Annotated in this window: 8 protein-coding genes; 6 read left to right on the top strand and 2 right to left on the bottom strand. The window is 51.3% G+C overall.

Annotated elements, in window-relative coordinates:
• Positions 1-112 precede the first annotated feature (112 nt).
• A complete protein-coding gene (locus ACFSUS_RS07500; RefSeq protein ID WP_381521163.1) occupies positions 113-850 on the bottom strand; it encodes an IclR family transcriptional regulator in 738 nt (245 codons plus the stop codon).
• A 129-nt stretch (positions 851-979) separates the two neighbouring features.
• Positions 980-1,750 carry an SDR family oxidoreductase gene (locus tag ACFSUS_RS07495; RefSeq protein ID WP_381521161.1) on the bottom strand — a complete coding sequence of 257 codons (771 nt, stop codon included), beginning with the start codon at positions 1,748-1,750 and terminating at the stop codon, positions 980-982.
• Between the two features lie 278 nt (positions 1,751-2,028).
• Here ACFSUS_RS07495 and ACFSUS_RS07490 point away from each other — a divergent pair, with 278 nt between their 5' ends.
• From ACFSUS_RS07490 to ACFSUS_RS07465, 6 genes are read left to right on the top strand one after another with little or no spacing between them, the layout of a single operon-like run.
• Positions 2,029-5,127 carry a SusC/RagA family TonB-linked outer membrane protein gene (locus ACFSUS_RS07490; protein WP_381521159.1) on the top strand — a complete coding sequence of 1,033 codons (3,099 nt, stop codon included), beginning with the start codon at positions 2,029-2,031 and terminating at the stop codon, positions 5,125-5,127.
• A 28-nt stretch (positions 5,128-5,155) separates the two neighbouring features.
• A complete protein-coding gene (locus tag ACFSUS_RS07485) occupies positions 5,156-6,628 on the top strand; it encodes a RagB/SusD family nutrient uptake outer membrane protein (RefSeq protein ID WP_381521157.1) in 1,473 nt (490 codons plus the stop codon).
• A 44-nt stretch (positions 6,629-6,672) separates the two neighbouring features.
• Positions 6,673-9,291, top strand: coding sequence for a glycosyl hydrolase-related protein (locus ACFSUS_RS07480; protein ID WP_381521155.1), 2,619 nt, complete (start codon positions 6,673-6,675; stop codon positions 9,289-9,291).
• Between the two features lie 13 nt (positions 9,292-9,304).
• Positions 9,305-10,762 (top strand): GH39 family glycosyl hydrolase, encoded by a 1,458-nt coding sequence (locus tag ACFSUS_RS07475; protein ID WP_381521153.1) that lies wholly within the window; start codon positions 9,305-9,307, stop codon positions 10,760-10,762.
• A gap of 54 nt (positions 10,763-10,816) precedes the next feature.
• The gene (locus tag ACFSUS_RS07470; protein WP_381521151.1) at positions 10,817-12,394 is read left to right on the top strand and encodes a GH39 family glycosyl hydrolase; all 1,578 of its coding nucleotides are present in this window, start codon (positions 10,817-10,819) and stop codon (positions 12,392-12,394) included.
• 47 nt (positions 12,395-12,441) lie between these two features.
• Positions 12,442-13,905 carry a GH39 family glycosyl hydrolase gene (locus ACFSUS_RS07465; RefSeq protein ID WP_381521149.1) on the top strand — a complete coding sequence of 488 codons (1,464 nt, stop codon included), beginning with the start codon at positions 12,442-12,444 and terminating at the stop codon, positions 13,903-13,905.
• The last annotated feature ends 6 nt before the right edge of the window (positions 13,906-13,911 follow it).

The raw sequence follows: 13,911 nt of genomic DNA, 5'->3' as shown, positions 1-13,911 counted from the left end.
GGTTATCTTACAGGGGTGATACTGGGAGCCTGTAAAGTCTGGTCTTTCCTGGATACTAATCAAGCAACATAAGTCTAATCAGGCAGAAGGCGCTAGGCTATATGCCCGTATACTATGCGTCGAGCCGTTCGTTTATAACCCGAGCGGCTTGTCGCAGCGCCTGTACAATCTCTTTCTGACGAGACGTTGAGCAGCGGATCTCCGGCAAGAAGACACTCAAACTGGCCACGACCTGACTACTCTTTCGGATGGGAACTGCCAGGCCTATGATGTGCGTCCTGGAATGTGTAACAGCTAACTCTTCAGTGCGTATCTTGATTAAAGCAGAATCAAGATCGTCGGGCGTGGCGGCTTCCGGCCATGTATCAGTCGATGGGAAGCCATTACTTTGCAGAAAGCCATCCCGCTCTTTATCCGGCATAAAGGCGAGCAATAGGCGTCCGGTTGCTGTCTCATATACGTTACGTTCTGTGCGGCTGCGTACCTGTAAATCCTGATCGCTGTTGACCAGATGGACGATGAACCGTTTCTGGTTGCGGATGATGCCCAAAATAGACGTTTCATTGAGCTGAGCCGTCAGCTTTTCCATTTCATCTTTAGCCGCTTCGACCAGATTCTGACTATACGAGAGGTTATTCGTCAGGTTGTAAGCCATTGGTCCAAGCCGGTAGCCTTTCTTACGGCCTAAATGTTCCAGGTAATTCTTGGTTACCAGCGTCTGTAGAATATTAACGCAAGTTGCCTGATTCATTTGCAGGGCTTCGGCGATCTCCGTGAGTGAGTGCGCCTTTCCCGGTTCACGAGCCACCCATTCCAATATATCCAGCGCTTTGACAATGACTAAAACCATGATTGATGATTTAAAGAGTGAATGAGTGAATGAGCGAAAGAGCGTTCTGCCATACGGAGCCCACATGCATTATAGCTACCGTCCTGTTGCTCAGCTTGACATATCACCCTTTCACTTATTCGCTCTTTATTACCGCCCCATCCATCCGCCGTCTACGGTCAGAATAGTGCCGTGAACGTAGCGAGATGCATCAGAGGCTAAAAACACAGTTGGTCCTTTAAAATCGTCTGACTCGCCCCAACGTCCAGCCGGGATTCGGGCCAGAATACTTTGACTACGGTCGGCGTCTTTGCGAAGCGCTTCTGTGTTATCCGTGGCGATGTAACCCGGTGCAATGGCATTTACGTTAACGCCCTTAGCCGCCCACTCATTGGCAAATGCTTTCACCAAGCTCCCAATCGCTCCCTTGCTGGCGGCATAACCCGGAACGGTGATACCACCTTGAAAGGTGAGTAGCGAAGCGGTAAAAATAATTTTACCCGATCCGCGAGCCACCATATCCTTGCCAATTTCGCGGGTTAGGATGAAGGGTGCGTTCAGGTTTGTATCAATAACTTCATCCCAATACTCATCAGGGTGTTCAGCAGCAGGCTTGCGTAAAATCGTGCCGGCGTTGTTTACCAGTATATCAATGACTGGAACATCGCTTTTCAGATTCTCTAAAAACGAATACAGCGCAGCACGGTCACTCAAATTGCACTGATAAGCCCGAAACATTCGACCAAGTGCTGTCACGTCTTGCTCCACGGCGCTTCCCTGAAGTTCCAGCGAGGCCGATACGCCAACAATGTCGGCGCCAGCTTCTGCTAAAGCTACGGCCATAGCACGCCCAATCCCTCGTTTGCATCCTGTGACGAGCGCCGTTTTACCCGATAAGTCAAATTGCGTTAATACAGTCATAATTTATCATTGTGATAGTAAGCGCAATGTTACTCTATATAGATCAAAATATAAAATAAGGTTTAAAAGCGTTTTCCATACTATTGCACTTTTCTAATACGAAATAGCTCAATGGTGCTTAATAAACGCATAATCTATGATTTTTCGAATTACGACTAAACTAGGAATAGTACTATAAAAAATAAATAAGTGAAAAAATTTGGTGGTTATAACTGTTCGTTTTAGTATTGCATTGATGAATTTATATTTATCATTGTTGAATTTAAACTAAAGCCCTTATGAATAACCTCTCACTATTTCCATACCGGGTTGCTCTCCTGGGGTTGGTCTGGCTCCTATCAACAAGCCAACTACTAGCTCAAACACCCAGCACCGTATCGGGACGGGTAACCGATGAAACGGGGCAGCCCTTACCCGGCGTAACGGTGCTGATTAAGAATACAAGTAACGGTACAACTACCAATGCAGAAGGAATTTATCGGTTGTCAGCACCGGCGGCTAATGCTACGCTAGTGGTCTCATATGTGGGCTACCTGACTCAGGAGACGGCAATCAATAACCGGTCGACCGTTGATGTGCAGCTAGCTCCGGGCGACAAAACCTTAAACGAGGTCGTAGTAGTAGGGTATGGTACCCAGCAGAAAAAAGACCTGACCGGAGCGATTGCGACGGTCGGTTCCCGCGATATTCAGAAAGTACCGGTGTCGGGGTTCGATCAGGCGCTGAAGGGACAGGTAGCGGGCTTGCAGATTACGAACACCTCGGGTGCTCCCGGTGGTAATACCAGCATTCTGGTGCGGGGTATCAGCTCCATTACTGGCGGCAATGACCCGCTGTTTGTTATCGATGGCTTCCCCGTCAATAATTCGGGCGTTGGCAATCCGCTAAACAGTATTAATCCGGCCGATATTGAAACGATTGACGTATTGAAAGATGCCTCGGCCACGGCTATTTACGGGTCGCGCGGATCGAATGGCGTCATCATTGTTACCACTAAAAAGGGGAAATCAGGAAAGGCACGTATTGAATTAGACGCTTACACCGGGTTTCAGCAGGTAGCCAAAAAGATTGAGATGATGAACGCCCAGGAGTACGCAGCCTGGGTAATCGAAGCGCGTAATGCGTCTTATCTCGACAACGTAGTTGGCGCTAATGTCAATGATCCTAATAGCAAACGGGCTATTTCATATCAGTTTCCGGCCAGTTTCCGGGACCCGTCTACCTTAACGACCACCGACTGGCAGGACGCCATCTTTCGCACCGCACCCATTACCAGTTATCAGCTTTCGGCCTCGGGTGGCACCGATAATTTTCGGTACGCTCTCTCGGGAGGGTACTTCGATCAGAAAGGAATAATCATCAACTCGGACCTGAAACGGTACACGTTCCGGGCGAATCTGGATGGTAAGCTGTCAGAGAAATTGAGCGTTGGCGTATCACTCGCGCCTAGCTACACAAAACAGAATGACGTTCAGGCCGAAGGCCATTACGGCGCTTTGGGTATTTTGAGTGCTGCGCAATCGATGCCTCCGTTTATCCCAGTTTATAATTCCGATGGAACCTATAGCTCGTATGTGAATGCCACCGAAGGACAGCCGTCAATAGCAAATCCGGTACAAATCGCGAATGAGTACAAGATTCAGCCTTCACTATTTCGGTTTCTGGGGAATGCCTATGCCGACTACTTGTTCACGAAGGACCTACGGCTTCGGGTTACGTTCGGTACTGATCTGAACTTTTCTAAGCGACGGACCTGGCAGCCGAACTCCATCAATCCAAGCAACCCATCTACCGCAACCTCGACCAATAGCGAAGATAACAGCTGGCTGAACGAGAACACGTTGAGTTACAAAAAGCAGTTTGGTAGCCACAGCCTGGATGCCGTCGTTGGTTTCACGGCACAGCGTTCTTACAGCAATAGCATCACCGCAACGGCGAATAACTTCCCCGACAACCTAATCTCCAACATCAACGGCGGAACCGTTACGAGCGGGGGCGAAAACATTCAGGTGTATACCTTGCTGTCGTATCTGGCCCGCGTTAACTATGCCTACCGCGACAAGTACCTGATTACGGCGACCCTCCGACGCGATGGTTCGTCGCGCTTCGGGGCCGATAACCGCTGGGGTACGTTCCCATCAGCTTCTGTTGGCTGGCGGGTGTCCGAAGAGCCGTTCATGAAAGGACAGACGCTGGTGAGCGACCTCAAATTCAGAGCCAGTTACGGCCTGACGGGCAACAATGCAATTGGTAATTATCGGGCCATTGGGCAGTTGTCGAGCGTTCGGTACATTGTCGGCGACGCGCTGACACCTGGGTTGAGCCGCTCATCGTTCACGAACCCTGACCTGGGCTGGGAATCGACCCGACAGGTTGATGTGGGTGTTGATTTTGCTGTGCTCAATGGTCGTATTTCGGTAACCGGCGACTATTACCGCAAGGTAAATACCGACATGCTATTTACGATCCAGACCCCGGCTGTAACGGGACTGACGACGGCGGTAGTCAACTTGGGCAAGGTAGAAAATAAGGGGGTGGAGTTGAGCCTGAGCTCGCGTAATCTGGTTGGTGCACTCAAATGGAGCACGAATGTTAACATTACCTTCAACCGAAACAAGGTGCTGGAGATGAGTAGCGATGCTGACCGTATCTTCAGCGCGTCGGCCGGACGGCCTGCCTATGCTGTAACGCAGGTGGGGTATCCGATCGGTAGTTTCTGGGGACGCCGGTTTCTTGGGATTTTTCAGACCGAGCAGGAAGCTAAAGAATACACCGCACAACCGAACGCCCACGCTGGCGACGTAAAATGGAAAGATATTGATGGCAACGGCGTTATCAATGACAATGACAAAGAAGTGATTGGTAGCCCTTTCCCGAAATACTACTTTGGCTTCAACAACACATTCACGTACAAAAACTTCTCGCTGGACATCATGACCAGCGGCAACGTGGGGCAGCAGGTTTACAACAACTCGTTCTATCTCAATAACTCCGGGGTTCAGAACAACGCAAAGTACGTGTATGACAATCGGTGGATTTCGCCGGATCAACCCGGCAACGGTCTCTTAGGCCGGGCTATTCGGGGCGGTAAAAACGACAATACGCAGTTCAGCTCAGCTTATCTGTTCGACGCATCGTTCTGGCGAATTCGGAACGTTACGCTCGCCTACAGTTTGCCCAGTGCACTGGTAAATCGCATCGGTATCGGCTCTGCCCGGGTTTATGCCACAGCGACCAACGTATACACGATCACGAGCTATCTGGGCTACGACCCTGAAACCAATGCCAGCGGGGATAACCTGACCTCGTTCGGACTTGACTTCGGTGCGTATCCGCAGGCTCGTACGATTACATTCGGCCTAAATCTTTCATTCTGATCACCTCATTTTCAAATCGGATCTTTCGATGAAAACTTCCTTATTTTCAATCGTTCTGATGGGCTGCTGGCTCTGCTCATGCAGTGATATATCACTCGATCAGGTGCCCCAAACTGAACGGAGCGAGGCTAATTTTTACAAGACGGCTTCTGATTTTAATAATGCAGTGATTGGGGTGTATGGCACATTCAAGAACACAGGCATTATTGGTCAGGGAAGCGGCCCGTATTTATACATGACCGAACTATCCACCGATAATACAGAAACCGGACAAGCGCGGGGAGGAACCGCAACGGAGTTATACTATTTTGAAGATTACAACTTTTCGCTATCCAGTTCAACGATCTCAACCGCCTGGACGGGTCATTACGTCGGCATTGCCCGCACCAACTCAATTCTGGATCGCTTACCGGCGGCCAACATTCCACAGGCGTCAAAAGACCGGTTTGAAGGCGAAGCCAAGTTCATGCGCGCTTGGTTCTACTTTAATCTGGTGCGTTTCTTCGGTGATGTTCAGCTATCTGTTCACGAAATTACGTCGCCGTACGATGCGAATAGTATTCCCCGGTCGCCCGCTGCCGACGTTTATGCCCAGATCATCGACGATTTAAAAACGGCTGAAACGAAACTGCCCGCTACAATCCCTGCTGCCGAAGCAGGTCGGGCTTCCTCCTGGGCGGCCAAAACGTTGCTGGGTAAAGTCTACTTGACCCTGAAGCAGTACGACACGGCGGCTGCCAAACTTAAAGAGGTGATCGATGGCAATGCGTATAGCCTGATGGCTAAGTACGCTGATATATTCCCGGCTACTACATCATTCGCGGCTAATAAAGAATACATTTTGGCCGTGCAGTATAAATCAGGCTTGCTTGGTCAGGGAAATGAACCCGGCCAGATCGGGCAAGGAAGCGATTTGTGGTCGAACTGGGCCGCGGTCAATTCGGGTGTCGCGCTATTGGGGGCTGGTGGCGGAACCGGGGGCGGTTTCAACAGACCCACTGCAGATATGGAAGCCGCTTACGAGCCGGGTGATTTGCGGAAAGATGCGTCGATGGCCAGCTCGTATAAAGCGACGAATGGCACGACGGTCAATGAGCGCTACGTTGTAAAATACCGCCAACAAGGGGCGTTGAATGGTGATTCAGACGTTGATTTCCCGCTATTACGTTACGCCGACGTCTTGCTCATGTACGGCGAAACCCTCAACGAATTAGGTCGCACAACCGAAGCGCTGCCCTACCTGAATCAGATTCGCAAACGGGCCGGACTGGCCGATAAGTCAGGTTTGTCGCAGGCTGATTTTCGCTTAGCGATGGAGCAGGAACGGCGGGTTGAACTGGCGTTTGAAGGCCACCGCTGGTTTGATCTGGTCCGCACGAATCGCTTCGTGCCGGTCATGCAGGCAAAAGGCGCTAAAGTGCAGCCTTTCAATAATTTGTACCTGATTCCGCAGCGGGAAATCCTTCTCAACAAGACACTGACGCAGAACCCTGGGTATTGAGTTTGACCGGTTAATAGTGACCTGAATTCTTTAGCGTTTTTGGTATGAAACGAGCAACCTGCTATCTGGTATCTGTCTGTCTAATTTTTATGGTGTCTTCGCTTTGGGCGCAGCCGGTCAAACGACTGTACCTGGCGAATGACGACCATACGGATTATATGTGGACGGGCAACGAAGCGCAGTACGACACGGTGTTTGTGCGGATGCTCGACTATTACCTGAATCAGATCGACTCAACGCAGCATAACCCCGACGATTTTCAGGCGCGGTTCAACTGCGATGGAAGCTACTGGCTGCGAACGTATCAGAAGTTCCGCAGTCCGGCCCAGTTCGAACGGCTGATTGGTCGCATTCGCACAGGGCACATCAGCAGTCCGCTGAATGGGCTGGTGAGTACATACGGTGGTCAACCGACGGAAGCCGTACTCCGGGGCATGTACTACGCGGGCCAGCTCGAACGCCAGTGGAACCTGCGATTCCGCCTGGCCGTGTGCATGGAAAATCAGACGTTGCCACTTGGGTTAAGTTCACTTTGGGCTGGCTCTGGGGCAAAGTATAGCTGGCGTGGCGTGTGCGGTTGCGCCAGCCGTATATCAAACGTGAGTTTGGCGCATCGCCGAAACCAACTCTACCGCTACATGGGGCAGGATGGCCGGCACGTAACGATGAAATGGTATAACCGACCGATCTACAACGGCCGAACGCTGGGCGGTTATGCCGAAGCACGTCGGGAGAAAGCGCCAACCGATATTGTCGGCGACATGGGTAAGGTGGTCGAGGACATGACGGCCATGTGTAATACCCTATCCGAAGAGTCAACCTATCCCTTTAACGTAGCGGGTGCGTTTGGCTACGGTTGGGATGATCTGGATACGTACGTGTCGCCCCCGTTTATCAAAGCGGCCCAACAGTATTCGACCGATACGCGCAAGGTGCGAGTCTCTAATGAAGAAGATTTCTTTGCCGATGTAGAGCGCACGTATGCGAAGCTCCCGGCTGAGTCGGTAAGTTACGGCAACGAATGGGACCTGTACCCCGTGTCGATGAACGAAACCACAGCCCACATTCGGCGGGCAACGGAAAAACTACGCTCGGCCGAAGCGCTATCGGCGCTAGTTTCCCTGAAGGACAGCACCTTTGGGCGCGATTTACAGGAAGCGCGTAATCTGGCCTGGGAAGCCTACGGTCTATACTGGGAACACGACTGGACAGCCGATGGACCTGTGTCCAAGAAGGACCGGGCCAACTGGCAGACCAAACTGCATCATCGGATTGTCGGCTACGTCGATACGCTGTTCAACCGGGGGACCCTGGCGATGGGCCAGCAGCTGAAGAAGACAGATAACCAACGGTTTTACGTATTCAACTCGCTGAACTGGTCACGTACTGATGCGGCCGACGTTGCGTATGCCGGAACAGGCCCTGTTCGGGTGATCGACCTTGAAACGAACCGTGAAGTAGTTAGCCAGCGAATCCAGAAAGGCGGTAAGACGTTCGTCCGGATTCTGGCCGAGAACGTACCGTCAGTGGGGTATAAGGTGTACGAGATACAGCAGGGAGCGGGTAAAAAACAGCCGGATGCCGCGCAGATAATGGGGGAGTTTATTCAGAATGAATACTTTCGGATTCGACTGAAAAAGTCGGGAGTGATCAGCGAGTTGTACGACCGTAAAGCCAATAACCGTCAGTTGGTACGTATGCAAAATGCTCGGTTGCTGAATGATTTAGGCACGAAAAATCCCGAGGCTGGTAACCCACTCGTAATCGAAGATAAGGGCCCCGTTTCGGTCACGCTCAAAGCCGTTTCCAATGATCCCATTGCTCATACAGTTCGGGTAACACTGTTTGCTAACAACCCGAGCCGCATCGACATTGAAGATAGCATTCAGGCGAACTTCGGCGACGTAAAAACGTGGTCGTTTTCGCTAAATCTGACCAACCCAACCACCAATCATGAAGAGTTGGGGGCTATTCTGACGGCCAGGAAAGAAACGCGCGGTGGTCATTATGCCAGCCAGAACGCACGGTATGACTGGCAGACGTTCAACCACTTTGCCGACGTTGGCGAACCGAATTACGGCGTTACGATCTCCAACCAGGATTGTAGTTTCTTCAAGCTGGGCCAAAGTGCGCCCGATTCGCTTTGGGAAACGTCGTCGCAGTTCAACGCCCTGGCGGGAGGTCAGGTCGATACGTACGGGTCGGGCAAAAAGGATACGTTGCGGTTAGGCATTTACAATCAAAACGGAGCAAAAGCCTTACGCTATCATTTTGCCCTCACCACCCGTTCAAGCGCATTCAATGCCCTGACCGCCATGAAGTTCTCGCTCGAACATCAGAATCCATTGGTAACGGGAGCGGTAACCGGTACGCAGTCAGTCTTCCCCGAAACAACCTTTTCGTTACTGAAGACCGATGCGCCGAGTGTGCTGCTCTGGAGTCTGAAACCCAGTGAAGAAGGCATTAAGAATGGATTGATTGCCCGATTCTGGAACCTGGAAAAGACTACTACTACGCCTACGTTAAACCTGGCATTGCCTGTTCGCAGAGCCTGGCAAACCACGCACATTGAAACCAATGAGCAGGAGTTAAGCCCGGCCGATAATCAATTGAAAACCAGTTTTAACGGTCGGCAGCTCAATACGTATCGCTTACAATTCTAGCCGCCCTCGATGTATGAATAATACGCTTGTTTTATTTGCATGTTTGCTGCTGTCCGGCACACTTACCGCTCAACCGAACGGAGGTGAGCCCGTCTTGAAAAGCGAAACTCTAGCCCTGGCTAAACCCAATTGGAAAGAGGTTGGCAAGCTGAAAACCCGCGACGCTAAAGACATTAAATCCAGCACCTGGAGCATCGGGGGCGAAACACTCGACCGGGACTATACGGACTACCAATCTTATAAGACGTACCTCGGGCCGCTGGGTGCCAAACGGATACGCTTACAGGGCGGCTGGTCGAAGTGCGAGAAAGTGAGAGGCCAATACGATTTTGCCTGGTTGGACGCCGTCATACCCGACGCGGCTTCGCGTGGCGTGTCGCCCTGGGTTGAGCTGTCGTACGGCAACCCGATTTACGAAGGCGGTGGTGAAGCGAAGCTGATGGGCCGTATCCCGACTTCGGCCGAAGGGTTAGCTGCCTGGGACAACTGGGTGCGGGCGATGGTGACGCGCTACAAAGACCAGGTGCCGGAGTGGGAAATCTGGAACGAACCCGACGGCAATCCGCTAAACACGGGCACAGAATTAGGCGTATTTTATATCCGTACAGCCCGCTTCGTAAAGAGCATACAACCCAACGCCCGGCTCTTTGCCCTCGGTATGGCCAGCGTCACGAAACTAGACTGGATGCGCGACTTCTTTGAGGTACTCAAACGTGAGAATGCACTGGATCTGGTCGACATTCTGACTTATCACGGTTACGCGCACAATCCGGATACGTCGTATCCCAAAATTGAAGAGATGCGAAAGCTTGTCTGGTCCTATAATCCCAAGATTGTGTTTATGCAGGGCGAAAACGGCGCACCGTCAACGCCTAAGGCTGTTACCATCGGCGCCCTCCGCGATCAGGACTGGAGTGAGTTGACTCAAGCCAAGTGGGACCTCCGTCGGATGCTCGGCGACCACGGACGCGGTATATCGACCAACCTGTTCACCATCTCCGACATTCATTACGCGGCTGGCGATCACATGGTTGGCGTGAATACAAAGGGTTTACTGCAAACCAATCCAGACAAAACCATTAAACGCCCGAAACGGGCATACCAGGCGGCTCAGCATGTGTTTTCCCTGTTCGACGATCAGATCGAGACGTTGCAACAGGTGAAGCCTAACGTCAGCCAGGAAACGGTCAGTGCCTTTGCCTACCGGCACAAAACCAACGGCGGCAGTTTGGTGACGCTGTGGAACAAAGAAGCCCGGCCTGCCGACGAGTACACCCCCAAGCCCACGACGCTGACGGTGGAGGGGCAGTTCAAACAGCCGGTTTTTGTGGATCTGATCACGGGTAAGGTATACAACATTCCGAAAGAACAGTGGAGCAAAACTGGTAACCGAGTGACGTTTACGGCGGTCCCGGTGCCTGATTATCCGGTACTGATTGCCGACCGAGCCGCGTTGGTAAGCGTGTTATAATAAGTGGTAAATCAGAAAAGCGGGTCGATTGACTTGATTAACAATGCTTTGATAATGAACGTATTGGGAATAGGTTATTTTTATTGGGCGCTTGTAGTAGTTAACCTTTGGTCAGGGCAAAGCTGGGCGCAGTCTGCCGACAACTCGCCAGACCGGGTCACGCCAGACCGGGTCACGCCAGACCGGGTCACGCCAGACCGGGTCACAACGGATTTATCAATATCATTTCCCCGTTTGGGAATTATAAAACCACGTAGTACAACTGAAATTGAATCGTCAAACTGGCTGCTTGGCTGCGAAACCCTCGACCGGGATATGGCCGATTATGAGCAGTATAAAACGTACTTAGCTCCACTTGGCATCAAACGCATTCGGTTGCAGGCAGGCTGGGCCAAAACGGAGAAAGTGAAAGCAGAGGGCCGCCCCGGCCAGTACGACTGGGCGTGGCTCGACCGAATTATTAATGATGCAACCAGCCGTGGCATCATACCCTGGCTGGAAACGTCGTACGGCAATCCCATTTATCCGGGCGGGGGAGGGATCAACCTGAGCGCTGGCTTACCTACGTCGCCCGAAGCCCTGAATGCCTGGGATAAGTGGGTGACCGCGCTGGTGACTCGCTATAAGGACAAGGTTAAAGAATGGGAGGTCTGGAACGAACCTAATTTTGGCGACAACACCATTAATACGCCGGAAATGGTGGCTGATCTTAACATCCGCACGGCCGACATCATCAAGCGTATTCAGCCCGAAGCAAAAATTTCGGGTTTGTCGATGGGCCACATTGACCTGGAGTATGCCGACGCTTTTTTCAAGATTCTGCATCAGAAAGGGAAGATGAAATTATTCGACAATATGACGTATCACGACTATGTCTACAATCCCGACGCCAATTACTGGCATGTAGCCGAACTTCGTCGGGTACTCGACCAATACGCTCCTGACGTGAAGCTTCGTCAGGGTGAAAACGGCAGTCCTTCATTTGGGGGCTCTGGTCGGGGCGCACTGGGCGACTACAACTGGTCGGAACTGACCCAGGCGAAATGGAACACCCGGCGCATGCTCGGCGACTTGGGTCATGATATCGAGTGCAGTATTTTGGGGATTATTGATATGAACTATACGTCAGTTGGAAGTCCCATTACTAAGCTTAATGTGAAGGGAATCATCGAGTCGGATTCAACCAAGCGGGCCATCCGGCCTAAGATCGCCTATTATGCCATGCAACACGTAGCGTCAATTTTCGACCATTCTCTGCAACGTATCAAGGCGCTGAAACCGACGTTTAACACCAACTCAAAAACGGCTCCAGGGGAAGTGAAATACAACAAAAGCACGGACCGCAGTCTGGCCGTATATGGATACGAGCACAAGGATTCGAAGAAACAACTCTATACAATCTGGAATAACGAGTGCATACCAGTCGAATCCAACCAGACGAAATCAATCAATTTCACCTTTTTAAACGGCAATTTCGACAAGCCTGTGTACGTCGATATCATCACTGGTCGCGTGTACGACATTCCGGTCACTGACTGGGCGAAAACCGGGACGACGTATGTGTTTAAAAATATACCCGTTTACGACGCTCCTATTCTGATTGCGGACAAAAGCCTGATCAGGTTTCAATGATAGAGCGATAGTGAGCTATGTAAATATCTAATAACGAGTTAGTTAATATGCGTTCAAACCCATTATACTGGTTCCGATTTCTCCTAATTCCGACCGTTCTTCGGCTGGGGCTGAGCACCGCAGTCGCCCAGTTCATTGATACATCGGCCGATCGGGTAAAAACGCCATTGACGATTTCGTTGAAACAAATTGGTACACTCAAACCCCGATCAACGAAGGACATTGAATCGTCACGCATCACAGTCGGCTGCGAAACGCTCGACCGCGACTTTACCGACTTCCAGGCGTACAAAGCATATCTGCCACCATTGGGTGTGAAGAAAATTCGGTTACAAGCGGGCTGGGCGAAGTGCGAGAAGGTTAAAGGGGTGTATGACTGGAAATGGCTTGATGAAATCATAGACTTTGCTGCCGCCAATGGGGTAGAACCCTGGCTCGAAACGTCGTACGGCAATCCGATCTACGAAGGAGGAGGCAGAACAGGTTTACTGAATAGCCTGATGACGTCGCCTGAAGGCTATGCTGCTTACGACCGCTGGGTAGAAGCGCTGGTGACCCGGTACAAAGACCGCGTGAAGGAGTGGGAAATCTGGAACGAGCCGGACCATCCGATGCAGAAAATTACGCCCGAAACCACCGCTGAACTGAACATTCGTACCGCCGATATCATCAAACGGATTCAACCCGATGCCAAAATTGCCGCCTTCGCACTCGCTACACATACCGATACGGTCTACCTCGACCGCGCCCTGAAGGTGCTGGCCGACCAGAAAAAACTGGATTTGTTCACCTGGGTATCGTACCATAGCTACGCTTTCCGGCCTGAACAATCGTACAAAGGGGTGAACGCGTTCAAGCGGGTGTTGGCGAAATACTCACCGAAACTACGGCTCCGGCAGGGCGAAAATGGAGCGCCATCGGGCTACATTCCCAGCTATGCGCTCGACAAATACTACTGGACGGAGTACAGCCAGGCCAAGTATGACATGCGCCGGTTGCTGGGCGATCTGGGCCGGGACATTGAAACGTCGGTGTTTACCATCATCGACATCCGATACGGTGGCGACCCGCCGGTGCTGAACATGAAAGGACTGATTCAGTCCGATCTGGAGAAAACGGTTATCCGCCCCAAAGTGGCGTATTATGCCGTGCAGAACGTAGCCAGCATTTTTGATAATCGGCTCGAACTCCGACCAGAGATGAAAATTATGACCACGGGTGATTCTGTATCGGTTTTTGGCTATCAACAAAAAGCGGGAAAAAAGCAGCTTATCTCTGTTTGGCTTGATGCTAAGATGCCAACCAATCTGTTCCAGACGACACCCATTGATCTCACCGTTGAAAACGGAAATTTCGATACGCCGGTCTGGGTGGATTTGTTAACGGGGCACGTGTACGAGATTCCAAAGGCACAGTGGAGTAAGTCCGGGACGACATACACCTTCAGGAATATTCCCGTATACGACTCACCGATTTTGGTTGCTGAAAAAGCGCTGGTTCTGATTAACTAAAACGTA

The sequence above is a fragment of the Spirosoma soli genome (assembly GCF_042684525.1).
GTDB classification, from domain to species: Bacteria; Bacteroidota; Bacteroidia; order Cytophagales; family Spirosomataceae; genus Spirosoma; species Spirosoma soli.
The sequence above is the reverse complement of the archived record's forward strand: the minus strand, read 5'-3'. Positions and strand labels throughout refer to the sequence as shown.